A 15,527-nucleotide genomic window follows, 5' to 3' on the forward strand; every position below is an offset into this window, starting at 1 on the left:
GTCTAGCCCGGGAGCCTCCCCGCCGGGCGGGGGTCAGGTCGACTCGATGAACTCCATGATGCGTCCGCCGCGATGCGAGAAGACGGCCGAGCCGATCGCGAGACCCACGATGAGCACCGTGAGCCCGACCGCCAGTCCGCCCCAGAGGGCCATGTCCGCGTAGTCGATGTCGCGGCTGATCGCGAGCCACGCCCACCAGAGCGCCGGCACGCTCAGCACGAGCGCACCGAGCATGACGACCGCCTGGGCGATCGCGCCGCCGGCACCCGTGCGCTGCGGCTGCTGGAAGGGGCTCTCCCCCGGTCTCGTCGCGGCGTACGGCCACGCCACCGAGGAGATGCTCGACAGCCCGAGACCCGTGAGGAACAGCGACGCGCACACGCCCACCATGGCGGGCAGGACGGCCCACCGGCCGTGCAGCGAGATCGACACCGGGATCGCGATCGCGAGCACCGGGATGCCGATGATGAGGATCGGCACGAGCCGGCCGACCCGGTCGGAGACGCCCCGCATGCCGCTCGCGAAGTGCATCCACACCGCGGTCGAGTCGTATGCGAGGTCGTTGTGCGGCAGCCAGCCGAGGAACAGCGCCGCGAGCGGAACAGGCACGAGGGCGACGACCTCGGGCGGAACCCCCGCGATGAGGAGCGGGACGACGGCGAGACCCGCGGCGATCGGGATGACGATGAGGTTCGCGAGGTAGCGCCGGTCGCGCAGCCAGTACACGAGACTGCGCGCCGCGACGGCGCCGCCCGGCGTGCCGGGGGCCACCCCGAACCACCCGAGCCCTCCGCGCTCGCGCGTGGAGACGGGTCGCTCGGTCGTGGTGAGCACGCGGCGCACGAGCCAGACCCACACGAGTCCGAGGGCGGCGATGGTCCCGAGCGAGATCAGGATGCTGAGCCCCGCCTGGGCCGAGCCCTGTGCGACGAGTACCGGGAAGGCGACGGCCGCCCCGAGCGGCGTGCGGGCGAGAGTCGACGCCGCCTCGGTGAGCCGCGTCGGGACGACGCCTCCCCACTCGAGGGAGGCGAGGAACACCGCGACCGGGACGACGACGATGAGGATCGTGAGGGCGAAGAGGCCGGAGAGCTCGCGCGACCGGCGGTCGTCGAGGAAGAGCGAGGCCGTCGCCGTGCTGACGCGTGCGAGCAGGACGCACGTCACGACCTGGAGCAGGGCGCCGAGCGCGGCAGCCGGCCACGGCGAGCCGTGATCGACCCACACGACCGCGGCGCACACGCACACAGCGGCGAGCACGAGGGTCGGCACGCTGACGAAGCCCACGAGCGCGAGGACGCCCGCGAGGGGTCCGGGAGACAGGCCGAACACGGCGAAGCGCCGGGGATCGAGGGGGTCGGACGCGCCGCCGATGAGCGGGGCGAGCGCGTAGCCGAGCGTCACCGCCGAGCCGCCCAGAACGGTGACGGCGAACATGACGGGGGTCGAGGCATCCCTCAGCTGCAGGATCCCCCAGCAGGCCGCGACGGTGGCGATCGCGAGGATCAGCAGCGCGACGACGACGCGCGCGACGTGGCGGCCGTCGCCGCGGAGCGAGCCGACGAGGAGGGCGAGCCTCAGTCGGAGAACGTGTGCAGCCACTCGAGGCCCTCCACGTCGCTCAGGCCTCCGGCGAGCTCGATGAAGCGCTGCTCGAGCGTCAGCTCGCCGCGCACCTCGTCGACGGTGCCCTCGGCGAGCACCTGACCGGCCACCATGACCGCGACGCGTGTGCAGACGCGCTCGACGAGCTCCATGCCGTGGCTCGAGAGGATCACCGTGCCGCCGTGGGCGACGTACGCGGAGAGGATGTCGAGGATGACGGCGCTTGAGACGGGGTCCACGGCCTCGAACGGCTCGTCGAGCACGAGGAGGCGGGGCGAATGGATGAGGGCCCCGGCGAGCATGACCTTCTTGAGCATGCCGGCGGAGTAGTCCGAGACCGCGCGCCCGAGGGCGTCGGTGAGGTCGAACGCGCGAGCGAGGTCCGCGATGCGGCTCTCCACGATCGCGGGCGGGAGTCCGCGCAGCACGCCGTAGTAGTAGAGCAGCTGGCGGCCGGTGAGGCGATCGAAGGTGCGCAGGCGATCGGGCAGCACCCCCATGTGCCTCTTCGCGGCACGCGTATCGGATGCCGCGTCGACGCCCGCGACCCGGATGGAGCCCTTGTCTGGACGCAGCAGGCCCGCGATGAGGGACAGCGTCGTGGTCTTGCCGGCGCCATTGGGCCCGACGAGTCCGTAGAACGTGCCGGCGGGAACCGTGAGGTCGATCCCGTCGACGGCGCGCGTCGCACCGAAGCTCTTGACGACGCCGCGGAGCACGAGCGCCGCATCGGCGTCGACCGCCAGCGGAGTCTCGTCCAGGACGACGGATGCCGCGAAGGGGTCGGCGACGTCGGGATCGACCGGCGACTCGCCGAACTCGGGCTCCGGCGGAGCCTCGACCGGCGGGAGCGGGTCGGGTGCGGCGGTCGGATCGGGCTCGGGGACGACGACCGGTTCGGGCTCCGGGACGACCACCGGCTCGGGCTCTGGGGCGACCACCGGTTCGGGCTCCGGGGCGACGACCGGTTCCGCGACGGATCCGGGCTCGATGACCGGCTCGGACACGGGCTCGGAAACGACCTGGAGTTCGGGCTCGGCCACGACCTCGGGCTCAGCCACGACGCCCGGTTCGTCAACGACCTCGGGCTCCGGATCGGTCACGAGCTCGCGTTCTCGCTCCAGAACGACCTCGGGCTCGGGCTGGGCCGGCGGCGCGGGAAGCGGGGGCCTCGGAGGGATCTCGATCTCGTCGCCGGGCAGCGGCGGCACGGGCGGAACCGCGAGGTCCGCGGGCAGCGGCGGAGGAGGACCGGGGTCGACAGGCGCCTGCGGCTTCCGCGGCCGTCGGGGCTTGCGCGGAGACTTCTTGGCGAGCGGGACGACCGGGGCCCTCGGGGCCTCGCCCGTCGCGCCATCCCGGTCTTCGGGGAAAGCGTCCTGTGGCACCGGGAGAGAGGCTGTCACCGACCAAACGTATCAAGACAGCGATTCCGAGACACCGAATGAGCCGGGACGGTTGACTGATCGGAGCCCGGGAGTTATGTCACGATCCGACAACGGCGAGCCCGCATTATGCACCCTCCCAGTGGTTGTCGCTACCATGTAGCAGGCACGACGGAGTGTCGATTCGGTTAATCAACCGTGGACAATCGCACTCCCAGGAGCAGAATCTTGACTCTTCAGACCGTCATCCTCGCGGCCGGAATGGGCTCGCGCCTCGGCCGCAGCCTGCCCAAGCCGCTGACGGAGCTCAGCGACGGCCGCAGCATCATGCAGCAGCAGCACGACAACATCCGTGCCGCCTTCGGCTCCGACGCGCGCATCACGACCGTCGTGGGGTACCGCGCCGAGACCATCGTCGAGGCGTTCCCGCAGGTCGACTACGTCTACAACGACCGCTACGACCAGACGAACACCTCCAAGAGCCTCCTGCGCGCTCTCACCACGACGGGCCGCAGCGGCGTGCTCTGGATGAACGGCGACGTCGTCTTCGACCCGCGGGTCCTGGGCCGTGCGATCGCCCTCATCGAGCGCGACCAGTCCTTCGTGACGGTCAACACCTCGAAGGTGTCCGACGAAGAGGTCAAGTACACGACCTCGGCCGAGGGCTTCATCAAGGAGCTGTCGAAGACGGTCGTCGGTGGCATCGGCGAGGCCGTGGGCATCAACTACATCTCGAGCGCCGACAAGAAGGCGTTCATCCGCCAGCTGTCCCGCGTCGACGACCAGGACTACTTCGAGCGCGGTCTCGAGCTCGCGATCGCCGAGGACGGCGTGCGCCTGGCGCCGCTCGACATCTCCGACCTGTACGCGGTCGAGGTCGACTTCGCCGAAGACCTCGAGCGCGCGAACCTCTTCGTCTGACACGGACGCGCCGTCAAGCCCCAATCGGTCTTGAGGGTGCGCTCGTAAGATCGGCCTGATGGCCGACAAGGTGCACCGCATCCACTCCCTGCCCGACAGCTCGCCGTGGGACGGCGGGCTTCCGCCGGTGGGCTCGGACGAGCATCCCCGCACGGTCCGTGCGCTCGACCGGGTGCTCGCGATCCAGCGTCCCGCCGTGGTCGCGCATCTGCGCAGCATCCGGCTGCGGCATCCGACGGCGTCCGCGAGCGAGATCGTGCGGATCCTCGAGCGTCGCTACCTCGCGGCCGTCACCACGGGCGGCGCGGCCGTCGGAGCGACCGCCGTGGTCCCGGGCATCGGCACGGGGATCACGCTGACGCTCAGCGGCGTCGAGACGCTCGGCTTCCTCGAGGCGACGGCGCTCTTCGCGCAGTCGGTCGCCGAGGTGCACGGCATCCCGATCGAGAACCCCGACCGCGCACGCGCGCTCGTGCTGACGCTCATGCTCGGCAAGGAGGGCGTCGACCTCGTGTCGCAGCTCGCCGGCCAGGCGGCGGGCAAGGGGGTCACGCGCGACAAGTACTGGGGCGAGATGGTGACGAAGACCATCCCCCGCGCCGCCGTGGGTCCGCTCGTCGACCAGCTCAAGACCGTCTTCATGCGCCACTTCGCGGTGCGCGGCGGAGCATCCTGGATCGGCAAGGCCCTTCCGTTCGGCATCGGCGCCGCCGTCGGCGGTGCCGGCAACAACATCCTCGGCCGCCGCGTGCTCGTGAGCTCACGCCGCGCGTTCGGGCTGCCCCCTGTCGCGCTCCCGCCCGAGCTCGAGCCCCGACCGGGCGCCACGCGGCTGGAGTACGCCGCAGGGCGTGGCATCCGTCGAGCCGGCGGCGCGATCGTCGGCGGCGTCACCCGAGGCGTGGGCGGCGTCACGCGCGGCGTCGGCCGGCTGGGCCGCCGCAAGCCTGAGGAGCTCACGACGGGAGAGGAGTGACCATGGGACTGTTCACGCAGCGCCCGGAGGAGAACGACGGGGACTGGGCGGGACTGCCCTCGGAGCCGCTTCGCGAGGAGACGGCCGCCGAACGACTCCCGGATGCCCCGCCCGCCGGCGGCGGCGCGTGGGACCTCTTCGGCTCGAGCGGCTCGGTGGTCATCCCCGTCGCGCACGTGGCTGAGGAACGGGAGGACGAGGAATCGGGCGAACCCGCCGATCGCCCGGACGACGAGCCGTCCGAGTGAGAATGCCGCGCACGGCATAACCTCGCTGTATGGACAGCACACTGGCGTGCCTCGCAGCCTGGATGCCCCGCCAGCGCTGGTATGCCGCGAAGGGCAGACCTCCGAGCCTCCGCATGGTCGCGTGGTGGGACCTCCCCGCGGAGGAGGCGACGGTCCGCACCTTCCTCGTCGTCGACGAGGGCGCTCTCCCGGCCGTGCTGTACCAGATCCCGGTGGTTGCGCGCGAGACGGCGACGGTCGACGCGAATCCCGACCACATCATCGGCAGCCCCGAACCGGGCACGACGTTCATCGACGGCCCCTACGACCGCGCGTACTCCGACGCACTGCTCCGCCTCATCGTCGACGGAGGCCAGGCAACGGGTCCGAGCACCGTCGCAGTGGGCCGTCCGTCGGGATCGCTCTCCGGGACGGCCGAGAGAAGGGCATCCGTGCTCACCGGCGAGCAGTCCAACACCTCGATCATCTACCGGCCGGTGGGTGACGGCACGCCGGTGATCTGCAAGGTGTTCCGCCAGCTGCATCCTGGCCTCAATCCCGACATCGAGCTGACGACGGCGCTCGCCGCCGCAGGTTCACTCCACGTGCCACCCGCGATCGGCTCGGTCGAGGGGCGCTGGTCCGACAGCGCGGCGCCCGGTCGCGAGGTGCGCGGATCGCTCGCGTTCGCGCAGGAGTTCCTTCCCGGCGTGGAGGATGCGTGGCGCGTCGCTCTGCGCGCGGCGGCCGCGGGCGAGGACTTCACCGCGCGTGCGCGCGCCCTGGGCGAAGCCACGGCCACTGTTCACGTCGCTCTCGCCGAGCACTTCCCCACGCGCGAGACGCTGCCCGCCGATCGTGAGGCCACGGCTGCCACGTGGGAGCGGCGCCTCACCATCGCGATGGCCGAGGTGCCCGACGTCGCGGAGCGACGCGACGCCATCGAGGCGGTCTACGCCCGGGCCTTCGCGGCGCCGTGGCCGCCGCTGCAGCGGATCCACGGCGACTACCATCTGGGCCAGGTGCTGCAGCACCCCCATCGAGGGTGGGTGCTCCTGGATTTCGAGGGCGAACCGCTCCGGCCGATGGCCGAACGGACGAGCCCCGACCTTGCCCTCCGGGACGTCGCGGGGATGCTGCGCTCCTTCGACTATGTCGGGGGCTCGATCCGGCTCGATCACCCCGAGCAGGAGTCTGGCGCGGTCCGCTCCTGGGTGCGCGCGGCACGCCAGGGATTCGTCGAGGGGTACGCCGCCGTGTCGGGCGTCGACCTCGGAGTGCAGAGCGATCTCCTGAGCGCCCTCGAACTCGACAAAGCCGTCTACGAGGCCATCTACGAGTCGCGCAATCGGCCGACGTGGGTCACGATCCCGCTGCGGGCCATCACCCGGCTCGTGGAACGTCCTCACGCCTGAGTCGCGTCAGTCGTCGAGGTCGGCCTCTTCGTCGTCCTCGTCGTCGAGGTCGTCGTCGGCCGACGCGGCGTGCCACACGTCCCACTGGGCCATGAGCCGCGCGATCGCGGCGTGGAAGCGCCGCGTGGAGGATCCGGGCGTGGTGTCGCCGAAGTAGCGCACGACCCAATCGGTAAGGCGGGCCACGGCATCCGGATCGCTCAGCACCCGCTCGGTCTGGTCGACGATCGCGGGAGCGTCGGCCGCGTCGAGCCACTCGCACGCGGAGAGGTAGCCGTGCGTGTCGACGATCGCCGCGGGGTCGGCGGGCCGCGTGATGAGCAGCGGCTTGCCCGCCGCGAGGCGGTCGTAGACCATCGCCGAGATGTCGACCACGGCGACGTCGGCGGCCGCGAGCTGCCACCCGAGGTCGGGGCCGTCGTCGTAGATGTGCTCTGCGCCCGGATCCGCGCGGTTGGCCGCCGCCAGAGCGGCGATGATGCGCTGATTCGCGGCGCCGTACTCGGGTGCGATGACGCCCGATCGCGGGTGCGGCCGGTAGATGACGCGGTGACGTCTCGTCGCGATGAGCGCCGTCACGAGCGCCTCGCCGTGCGTCACGACCGACCCGTAGTGCGCGGACGGGCGGTCGCCCTCCCACGTCGGCGCGTAGAGCACGACGGTGCGGTCGTCGGGCGAGTAGGGCAGGGCGCCCGAGTAGTGGTCGGCCTGGGGGCGTCCGATCTGGATCGTGCGCGCATCGAGGTCGTAGTCCCACAGCACCCGGGAGAGGCGCTCTCGCGCGGCATCCCCCGCGATCAGGGCGTAGTCGTACGCCTTGAACTGGTTCGTGGTCATGTACATCTTGTCGGACTCGCCGTGGTTGATGAACACGTGCCACCGGCGTCCGTACCGGAACATCTGGAAGTTGCGCGTGTTCTGGTTGACGTAGAGCACGACGCGGATGTCCTGCGTGGCGATGAACCGCTCGAGGTCGCGCACGGTCGGCACGAAGGCGACGGGCGGCGCGTCCTCCGCGAGGAGGGCCTGCGCACCGGTCGCCGACCGGCTGAGCACGACGACCGGCCAGAGCTTGGAGAGCTCGGCGAGCGGCTTGTACCACTGCCGCATCTGGTACATGTTGACCGCGCCGTCGGCGAAGTAGACGGCCACCTGATAGTGGTGGAGGGGATGCTCCGGCCGCACCGCGAGCGTGCGCCGGACGTCGCGCACCGCTGTGCGGCTGGCCAGGGCCTTCCTCAGGAGCGTGGTGGCATTCCGAGCATCCGAGACCAGTCCCACCCCTTCAGCCTACCGGCGGGCTCGCATGCCATGATCGACGGGTGCATTCGACAGAGCCCGGGCGGCGCAAGGACGCGCCGGTGGTCCCGGGCGATGCGGGCGTGACGTTCGTCATGCCGGTGCTCAACGAGCGCGGCTATCTCCGCAAGGCGGTCGAGACCGTGCTCGCGCAGGAGGTCGACGGCCCCGCCGAACTGATCCTCGCCCTCGGTCCTTCGACCGACGGAACGAACGACCTGGCGCGCGAGCTCGCCGAGGACGATCCGCGCATAACGCTCGTCGACAATCCCGCCGCCGACATCCCGGCGGGCCTCAACCTCGCGATCCGCGCGGGCCGCTACCCCACCGTCGTACGGGTCGACGCCCACTCCGAGCTCGAGCCCGGCTACACGCGCCGCGCCCTCGCGACGCTGGCCCGCGTGAACGCGGCGAACGTCGGCGGTGTCATGCGCGCCGATGGCCGCTCGCCCTTCCAGCGCGCCGTCGCGCGCGCGTACAACTCCCCCGTCGGGCTCGGCGGGGGCGCCTACCACGGCGGCACGCACGAGGGAGAGGCCGAGTCGGCCTACCTCGGCGTCATGCGGCGGGCCGTGCTGGACGAGGTCGGGCTGTTCGACGAGTCGATCCGGCGCGGCGAGGACTGGGAGCTCAACCTCCGCATCCGACGGGCCGGCTACCGGGTGTGGTTCGACCCGTCGCTGTCGGTCACCTACTGGCCGAGAGAGAGCTGGTCGCGCCTCGCCCGCCAGTTCCACGCCACCGGCCGCTGGCGCGGCGAGCTCGTCCGCCGCTTCGGACGGGGCAACTCGCTGCGGTTCTTCGCTCCCCCGGCCCTGGTCGTCGTCCTGGCGCTCAGCGTCGTCGTCGGCATCCTGCAGCTGACCGGCCTGCTTGCGGGATGGTGGTCGGTCGCGGCATCCCTCGTCTACCTGCCCGTCGTCGCGTACGTGCTGCTCATCGCGGTCTGGGCCATCGGCCCGGGCGGGGGCAGGGGGTGGCGCGACAAGCTCTGGACCGCGGCCGTGCTCCCCACGATGCACCTGTCGTGGGGCGCGGGGTTCCTCGCCGGCGTCGCGCGCGGCGCCCACGACACGGTCGACACGTCGCGGCTCGGCGACCGCAACACCCCGCTGCCGTAGGCGTGACGTCTAGGGGCGGATCACGAAACCCTGGTCGAGCAGGCGGTCGACGACGCGCTCGGCCGCGCGGCCGTCGTCGCGCGCGTTGAACTTCGCCCGCCACGCCTGATACTGCGCCGCGTACCGGGCGGGGTCGCCCGATCGCAGCTCGGCGACGAGCTCATCCTGCGACCGCACGATGGGACCCGGTGCGTGGGCGACGAGGTCGAAGTAGAAGCCGCGCAGCTCGCCGCGGTAGTGCTCCATGTCGGGCACGAGGAAGTACATCGGCTTGCCCGTGACGCTGAAGTCGAACATGACCGACGAGTAGTCGGTGACGAGGGCGTCGGCGGCGAGGAGGAGCAGTGACGTGTCGGGAAAGCCCGTCACGTCGACGACGCGCGGGCCGGCGGCGTCCTTCCCCGGGAGGAGCGTGCGGGAGTGACCCCGCACCAGGACGACGGAGTCGGTCTCGGCGGCGAGCTGCGCAGGATCGACGAAGTCGACCATCTCGTCGCGGTCGTCGCGCCAGGTCGGCGCGTACAGCACGACCTTGTCCTCGGGACGGATGCCGAGCGCACGCCGCGTCGCCGCTCCGTCGCCCGTCGTGAGCACGTCGTTGCGCGGGTACCCCTCGATCCATACGGGCCGCGTGAGGAACGCGTACGCCTTACCGAGGATCCGCGCCGCGTACGGGTTCTGAGCGAGCAGGATGTTCCAGCGCCGCGACTCGCGGACGACCGCCGCCATGCGACGCGGGTCGAATCCCGGACGGTGCAGCGCGAGGCGCTTGAGGGGAGTGCCGTGCCACGTCTGGAGCACGATCTGCCCGCGCCGCCGCGCGAACCGGCGCCGCAGCCAGTCGTTGACGACGAGCAGGCGCGCCGAGCCGCGTGCGCGCCACCACTCGGGGCTCCCCTCGACGACGGGGATGGCGCCTTCGGGCACCTGCACCGAGAGGTCGACAACGCTCCAGTAGCGCGTCAGCCCCGGCACCCGGCGGGCGAGCTCGCGGTCGATCGCGAGGGGGTTGCAGCTGGCGTTGCGGCCGTAGAAGCTCTCGAAGAAGACGGCGTTCTCGAGGCCGCCCGGGCGGGTGGCGTACCGGCGTTCCAGAGCGTCCTGGCCCTCGCCCGAGTCGTAGGCCGGGTCGATGGGCGGCCCCACCCGCACCGTCGTGCCGTCGAACGACGCGCGGAGCGTCCCGAGCTGCGCGAGCGGAAGAGGCCCGGCGGGCTCGATGGCGGGCGCGTCGGCAGCGGTCTCGATGAGGAGCGCGTAGTCGCCCGCGGGGAGGGGCAGCTCGGGGCCGCCCCACCGCGAGGCCCGCAGCGCGAGCACAGCCCGCCACGTCTTGCCGCGGCCCGTCAGCTGGCCCGTGACACGGGCGCGCGAGCCGACGAGTTCGACGGATGCGGGTCGCGGGCCCTCGCCGGACAGCACGAGCGAAGCGCCCGTCTCGGTCGTGAAGCGCGCGTCGGTCATCGTCGTCCTCTCTCTCGGCCCAGGCCGGCCAGGATCGCACGGTACACCCTCTCGGTGTTCCGGCCGTCGTGGTGCGCGTGCATCCGCGCGTCGAGCGCGCGCGACCGCTCGAGGCTCTTTCCCCGCACCGCGTCGTCGCCCAGGAGGGCGTCCAGGCGGCGCGCGGCGCGCGTCCAGTCCTTCGTCCAGTCGTCACCGGCGACGTCGGCGTAGGTTCCGTAGAACCCGCGCCGCCGGGCATAGGCGGAGACATCGGGAGCCAGGAACACGACGGGCAGCGGCACGAGCGACGCGTCGAAGATGAGCGACGAGTAGTCCGTGACGAGGGCGTCGAGCCCTGGCAGAAGCGGCGTCACGTCGGGTACGGCGCTGCTCCCCAGTCCCCGCACGCGATCGGTCGCGACGGGCGGGCGGTACTCCCCCGCTCCGAGCGGGTGCGACCTTACGAGCAGCACGGCGTCATGCCTCGTCAGCACGTCCACGATCGCGCGCCACTCCCCGTCGGACGGCACCGCGGGGTCGGGCTCGCCGTCGCGCCACGTCGGCGCGTACAGCACGAGACGGGTCGCCGCGTCGAACGGACCGACGGCGGCGGCGATGCGCTCCCGGCCGACAGAGCGGCGCGACTCGGGCGTACCCTGCGAGAGCACGTCGACACGCGGCTCCCCCGTCACGGGGACGCGGTCGTCGGGAAGCCCGAAGGCCGACTCGAGGCGCCCGCGCACGAGGTGCGACGCTGCGGGGATCACCCGGATGCGGCGAGCGGTCAGGCGGTACGCGAGGCCGAGTGCACGACGCGCCAGGAGGGACAGGATGCCGCGCCCCAGCGCGGCGGGCGGCCGCAGGGTCTCGGCGGAGTCGAGCCCGATGCGCTTGAGCGGGATGCCGTGCCACAGCTGCACGACGAACGCGCCGGACACGGCGTAGCGGTTGACGTCGCCGAAGCCGTGCGTCACGACGACCACGCGGGCGCGAGCGGTCAGCCACAGTCCGCGGAGCGAGTGCTTCGCCACGTGCGGGATGCCTCGCGCCGCGGCATCCTGAGCCTGCCGGCGGTCCCCGATGAGCCACACCGCCCGGTGGCCCCGGGCCTCGACGACGTCCCAGAGGGCGAGGGCTCCATCGGCGATTCCGACGCCGCAGCCGAAGACCCAGTCACCGGTCGTGCGGGGCACGACGAGGGTGAGGAGGCGTCCGGCGAGGTGCAGCGGGAGGCGAACCAGCTTCGCCGCGTTACCCGCGCCGAAAGAGAAGGACGCCACCCCGCGAGCCTATCGCGGGGTGGCGTCCGTTCCCTGAGCGGGGCCTTACTGGCCCAGCGTGCCGAGCGTCACCTCGGTGGTGTGCGACTTGCCGTCGCGGACGTACGTGAGGGTCGCCTTGCTGCCACCGGCGAGCGCGCGCACCTGGGCCGTGAGGTCGGTCGAGTCCGTGATCGGCACGCCGTTGAACTCGGTGACGATGTCGCCGGCCTTGAGGCCGGCGGCCTCGGCGGCGCCACCGGAGGTGACCTCCTGGATGGAGGCGCCCGTGATGGTGGCGCCGTCGACCGATGCGGCCGGCTTCACGCTCGCTCCGAGCAGACCGTGCGTCGCCGAGCCGTCCTTGATGATGTCGTCGCTGATTCGCTTGACGATGTCGGACGGGATCGAGAATCCGACGCCGATGTTGCCCGACTGCCCGCCGCCCGACGAGCCCGCCGACGCGATGGCCACGTTGATGCCGATGAGCTTGCCCTCGTCGTCGACGAGCGCGCCGCCCGAGTTGCCGGGGTTGATCGCGGCGTCGGTCTGGACGACCGCGAGCGAGATGGTCTCGGTCGCCTGCTGCTGCTGCGTCTGGCCCTGGCCGAAGTCGAAGTAGAACGGACCGTTCTGGCCCTGGTCGGGCGTCTGGTTGCCGTCGCCCGAGCCACCGCTCGAGTCGTCGCTCGAGTCGGGAGCGGCGGACGAGGCGATCTGGATCGAGCGGTTGAGGGCGCTCACGATGCCCGTGGTGACGCTGTTCGACAGGCCGAGCGGCGCGCCGACGGCGACCGTGGCGTCGCCGACGTTGAGCTTCGACGAGTCGGCGAAGTCGATCGGGGTGAGGCCCGAGGCGCCCTTGAGCTTGATGACCGCGAGGTCGTACGTGGGGTCGGTGCCGACGACCGTCGCGTCGTACACGTGCCCGTCGGACGTCGTGACGCGCAGCGTCGCGTCGGCGGTCGCGCCGTCGAGCGTGACGACGTGCGTGTTGGTGACGATGTAGCCGTCGGACGTGAGGACGACGCCCGAACCGGTGCCGCCGCTCGATCCCGACGCGGCCTCGATAGTGACGACGCTCGGGACGACCTTCGCCGCGATCGCGGTGGTCTGGTTGACCGAGTCGGTGTTGTTGACCGTCACGGTCGTCGGGCCGGCCGCGGGGCTGGCCGCGTCGGACGCGAAGAGGTTCGCGCCGGCGAACGAGCCGCCGAGTCCAGCAGCGCCGCCGACGATGGCCGCCGCGACGATGAGGCCGACGACCTTGCCGGCGCCGCCCGACTTCTGCTTGGGCTGCGTGGCCGTCGCGCCGGTCGCGGGAGCGAGGGGCGCCGTGGGCTGCGTCTGGTTGGCGCCGGGGCCGAACGACGAGGCGTACTGCGGCTGACCGGGGTGCTGCGGCTGACCCGGCTGCGGCTGGCCCGCGTAGGTCTGGGGGCGCGGTGCGCCGTACTGCTGCTGCGGGTAGGCCCCGGCCGGAGCCTGGTGCCATCCGGCGGCCTGCGGCGACGGCGGGATGTAGCCGCCGTGCTGCTGCGGCGCGACGGGCTGCTGCTGCTGGGGCGCCACAGGCTGCTGCGGCGCGACGGGCTGCGGTGCGACGGGCTGCTGCGGCGCGACCGGCTGCTGCTGGTGCTGCGGCGCGACGGGCTGCTGCGGTGCCTGAGCGGCAGGGTTCTGCGCAGGCGGAGCAGGCGGGGTCGGAACGGCGTTCTCGGGGGTGGTCTCGGCGGGGCGGTCGCCCGTGGTGTCGCTCATGATTGCTCCTTCTGGACAAGCAATTTCACTGTGCCGGGCGATTCTGTGCGTTTCTTATGCCCACGTTGGGACTCGACTATGCGAGTAGCGTGAACCGGATGCGAAACATTCCGGGTGCCTGGCGCCGGGCGGCCGCCGGCGCCGGATTGATCGGATCCGACGGCATCGCGCGCCCCACCATCTTCGCCGAGATGAGCGCGCTGGCGGTCCAGACGGGCGCTCTCAACCTGGGGCAGGGCTTCCCCGACGAGGACGGCCCGGCCGACGTGCTCGAGGCCGCGCGCGCCGCGATCGGCGACGGCGTGAACCAGTATCCGCCGGGGCGCGGCATCCCGGATCTGCTCGCCGCGATCGCGGAGCACCAGCAGCGGTTCTACGGACTTACGCTCGATCCCGCCCGCAACGTGCTGGTGACGGCCGGTGCCACCGAGGCCCTCGCCGCCGCGATCCTCGCCCTCGTCGACGGACCCGACGACGAGGTCGTCGTGTTCGAGCCGCACTACGACTCGTATGCCGCGGTGGTGGCGCTCTCCGGCGCGCGTCTCGTGACCGTGCCGCTGGAGTGGCCCGGTTTCCAGCCGGATCTCGACCGGCTTCGGGATGCCGTGACCGACCGCACTCGCATCATCCTCGTGAACGACCCGCACAATCCCACCGGCGCGGTCTTCTCCGACGAGGTCCGTCGCGAGATCGTCGCCCTCGCCGAACGGCATGACGCCGTCATCGTGACCGATGAGGTCTACGAGCACCTCGTCTTCGGTGAGCCGCATGTGCCGCTCGCGACACTGCCGGGGGCGTGGGAGCGCACCGTCTCGATCTCGTCGGGCGGAAAGACCTTCTCGACGACGGGCTGGAAGATCGGCTGGGCGACGGGTCCCGCCGATCTCGTGGATGCGGTCCTTGCCGTCAAGCAGTGGCTCACGTACGTCAACGGGGCGCCCTTCCAGCCCGCCATCGCGACGGGCCTGCGTCTTCCCGCCGACTACTTCTCGGGCGTCGCCGACACCCTGCGGCGCAAGCGCGACCTGCTCGGTGCGGGACTCCGCGCCGCCGGCTTCGAGGTCTCGGTGCCCGCGGGGTCGTATTTCACGGTCGCGGATGCCGCTTCCCTCGGTGCGACGGATGCCGCCGAGTTCTGCCGGTCGCTCCCGCAGCGGGCCGGCGTCGTCGCGATTCCACTCACCGCTTTCGCGACGCCGGAGCGGCGAGCCGACTACGCCACGCTCGTGCGCTTCGCCGCGTGCAAGCGCATCGAGGTGCTCGAAGAGGCGGCATCCCGTCTCTCGGTCCTCGCCCGCTGACGCTGCCTCAGCCGCGTGGAGAGACGCGGAGGCGCCGCAGCGCCAGCGCCGGGTTGACGCGGCGCACGCGCTCGACCACCCCGGCGTCGAGGTGGGCGACGGCGACATCCGTCGCCGTGCCGACGGCGGCGAGCGTCACGCCCTGCGGATCGACGATCATCGAGTTGCCGACGCCCAGCGGCGGCGGATGGTCGGCGGCCGCGACGAAGACGGTGTTCTCGATCGCCCGCGCCTGGAGCAGCGTCGTCCAGTGGTGCTCCTTGAGCGGCCCGCGCACCCATTCGGCCGGCACGAGGAAGACGTCGGCGCCCGCGTCGACGAGCAGGCGGCCCACCTCGGGGAAGCGGAGGTCGTAGCACGTCATGAGCCCGAAGCGGAGGCCTGCGAGCTCGAAGGTCTCGGGCTCCGCGAGCTCCCCTGGTTCGACCCAGTCCGATTCGCGCTGCCCGAAGGCGTCGTACAGGTGCAGCTTGCGGTACCGCGCCACGACGCCCGACCCGTCCACCGCGACGACGGTGTTGCGCACGCGCCTGCCGTCACCCGCTCGTTCGAGCAAGCCTGCGACGACGACCATCCGGTTCTCGCCCGCGAGCGAAGCGAGGGCCCGCGTGAACGGCCCGTCGACGTCCTGTGCGTGCGAGAGGAGGGTCTCGTCGAACGGGTCGATGAAGAAGCTGGAGTACTCGGGCAGGACGACGATCCGCGCGCCGCGCTGCGCTGCCGACCCGACGAGGGCCGCGATGTGCTCGAGGTTGTCGGCCTCATCCGCCGTGGGTGCGAACTGGGCGACGGCGATGCCGAGTGCGCCCAT

Annotated in this window: 13 protein-coding genes; 6 read left to right on the forward strand and 7 right to left on the reverse strand. The window is 71.9% G+C overall.

The features are described 5' to 3' along the window. Nucleotides 1-33 precede the first annotated feature (33 nt). Nucleotides 34-1,602, reverse strand: a complete 1,569-nt coding sequence (locus tag AAIB33_RS08210) for a hypothetical protein (RefSeq protein WP_345803052.1) — start codon at nucleotides 1,600-1,602, stop codon at nucleotides 34-36. Continuing rightward, nucleotides 1,578-2,993, reverse strand: a complete 1,416-nt coding sequence (locus tag AAIB33_RS08215) for an ATP-binding cassette domain-containing protein (RefSeq protein WP_345803053.1) — start codon at nucleotides 2,991-2,993, stop codon at nucleotides 1,578-1,580. Before AAIB33_RS08215 ends, AAIB33_RS08210 begins: the two co-directional genes overlap by 25 nt. A 225-nt stretch (nucleotides 2,994-3,218) precedes the next feature. Between AAIB33_RS08215 and AAIB33_RS08220 the strand changes: the two genes are divergently transcribed. Genes AAIB33_RS08220 through AAIB33_RS08235 form a run of 4 tightly spaced genes read left to right on the forward strand, consistent with a single transcriptional unit; the run spans nucleotide 3,219 to nucleotide 6,529 of the window. Then, complete coding sequence (locus tag AAIB33_RS08220; protein WP_345803054.1) at nucleotides 3,219-3,911, forward strand: phosphocholine cytidylyltransferase family protein; 693 nt, start codon at nucleotides 3,219-3,221, stop codon at nucleotides 3,909-3,911. A gap of 58 nt (nucleotides 3,912-3,969) precedes the next feature. Beyond that, nucleotides 3,970-4,887, forward strand: coding sequence for a hypothetical protein (locus tag AAIB33_RS08225; protein ID WP_345803055.1), 918 nt, complete (start codon nucleotides 3,970-3,972; stop codon nucleotides 4,885-4,887). Nucleotides 4,888-4,889: 2 nt separating this feature from the next. Further along, nucleotides 4,890-5,135, forward strand: coding sequence for a hypothetical protein (locus tag AAIB33_RS08230; RefSeq protein WP_345803056.1), 246 nt, complete (start codon nucleotides 4,890-4,892; stop codon nucleotides 5,133-5,135). Nucleotides 5,136-5,164: 29 nt separating this feature from the next. Further along, nucleotides 5,165-6,529 carry a phosphotransferase gene (locus AAIB33_RS08235; RefSeq protein WP_345803057.1) on the forward strand — a complete coding sequence of 455 codons (1,365 nt, stop codon included), beginning with the start codon at nucleotides 5,165-5,167 and terminating at the stop codon, nucleotides 6,527-6,529. Nucleotides 6,530-6,535: 6 nt separating this feature from the next. Here the strand turns inward: AAIB33_RS08235 and AAIB33_RS08240 are convergent, their stop codons facing one another. Next, nucleotides 6,536-7,810 (reverse strand): CDP-glycerol glycerophosphotransferase family protein, encoded by a 1,275-nt coding sequence (locus AAIB33_RS08240; protein WP_345803058.1) that lies wholly within the window; start codon nucleotides 7,808-7,810, stop codon nucleotides 6,536-6,538. Between the two features lie 113 nt (nucleotides 7,811-7,923). Between AAIB33_RS08240 and AAIB33_RS08245 the strand changes: the two genes are divergently transcribed. Continuing rightward, nucleotides 7,924-8,949: a glycosyltransferase family 2 protein gene (locus AAIB33_RS08245; RefSeq protein ID WP_345803403.1), complete on the forward strand. Its 1,026-nt coding sequence runs from the start codon at nucleotides 7,924-7,926 to the stop codon at nucleotides 8,947-8,949. Nucleotides 8,950-8,958: 9 nt separating this feature from the next. Here the strand turns inward: AAIB33_RS08245 and AAIB33_RS08250 are convergent, their stop codons facing one another. From AAIB33_RS08250 to AAIB33_RS08260, 3 genes are read right to left on the reverse strand one after another with little or no spacing between them, the layout of a single operon-like run. Further along, a complete protein-coding gene (locus tag AAIB33_RS08250) occupies nucleotides 8,959-10,413 on the reverse strand; it encodes a CDP-glycerol glycerophosphotransferase family protein (protein ID WP_345803059.1) in 1,455 nt (484 codons plus the stop codon). Continuing rightward, on the reverse strand, nucleotides 10,410-11,675 hold the full coding sequence (locus tag AAIB33_RS08255) for a CDP-glycerol glycerophosphotransferase family protein (RefSeq protein WP_345803060.1): 1,266 nt from the start codon (nucleotides 11,673-11,675) through the stop codon (nucleotides 10,410-10,412). The genes AAIB33_RS08250 and AAIB33_RS08255 overlap by 4 nt, the downstream gene beginning before the upstream one ends. Before the next feature lie 45 nt (nucleotides 11,676-11,720). Continuing rightward, nucleotides 11,721-13,415: a trypsin-like peptidase domain-containing protein gene (locus AAIB33_RS08260; RefSeq protein WP_345803061.1), complete on the reverse strand. Its 1,695-nt coding sequence runs from the start codon at nucleotides 13,413-13,415 to the stop codon at nucleotides 11,721-11,723. Between the two features lie 98 nt (nucleotides 13,416-13,513). On the opposite strand from AAIB33_RS08260, the gene AAIB33_RS08265 reads away from it, so the two are divergent. Next, nucleotides 13,514-14,716, forward strand: a complete 1,203-nt coding sequence (locus AAIB33_RS08265) for an aminotransferase class I/II-fold pyridoxal phosphate-dependent enzyme (protein WP_345803062.1) — start codon at nucleotides 13,514-13,516, stop codon at nucleotides 14,714-14,716. A gap of 7 nt (nucleotides 14,717-14,723) precedes the next feature. Here AAIB33_RS08265 and AAIB33_RS08270 read toward each other — a convergent pair whose 3' ends face one another. After that, nucleotides 14,724-15,527, reverse strand: a complete 804-nt coding sequence (locus tag AAIB33_RS08270) for a carbon-nitrogen hydrolase family protein (RefSeq protein ID WP_345803063.1) — start codon at nucleotides 15,525-15,527, stop codon at nucleotides 14,724-14,726.

The sequence above is a fragment of the Microbacterium sp. AZCO genome (assembly GCF_039614715.1).
Taxonomy (GTDB): domain Bacteria; phylum Actinomycetota; class Actinomycetes; order Actinomycetales; family Microbacteriaceae; genus Microbacterium.

Bases quoted from the DNA above. Each gene is read 5' to 3' on its own strand.
- AAIB33_RS08225 (WP_345803055.1), top strand. From the start codon at position 3,970: ATGGCCGACAAGGTGCACCGCATCCACTCCCTGCCCGACAGCTCGCCG.
- AAIB33_RS08230 (WP_345803056.1), top strand. From the start codon at position 4,890: ATGGGACTGTTCACGCAGCGCCCGGAGGAGAACGACGGGGACTGGGCG.
- AAIB33_RS08235 (WP_345803057.1), top strand. From the start codon at position 5,165: ATGGACAGCACACTGGCGTGCCTCGCAGCCTGGATGCCCCGCCAGCGC.
- AAIB33_RS08245 (WP_345803403.1), top strand. From the start codon at position 7,924: ATGCCGGTGCTCAACGAGCGCGGCTATCTCCGCAAGGCGGTCGAGACC.
- AAIB33_RS08250 (WP_345803059.1), bottom strand. From the start codon at position 10,413: ATGACCGACGCGCGCTTCACGACCGAGACGGGCGCTTCGCTCGTGCTG.
- AAIB33_RS08260 (WP_345803061.1), bottom strand. From the start codon at position 13,415: ATGAGCGACACCACGGGCGACCGCCCCGCCGAGACCACCCCCGAGAAC.
- AAIB33_RS08265 (WP_345803062.1), top strand. From the start codon at position 13,514: ATGCGAAACATTCCGGGTGCCTGGCGCCGGGCGGCCGCCGGCGCCGGA.
- AAIB33_RS08270 (WP_345803063.1), bottom strand. From the start codon at position 15,527: ATGGGCGCACTCGGCATCGCCGTCGCCCAGTTCGCACCCACGGCGGAT.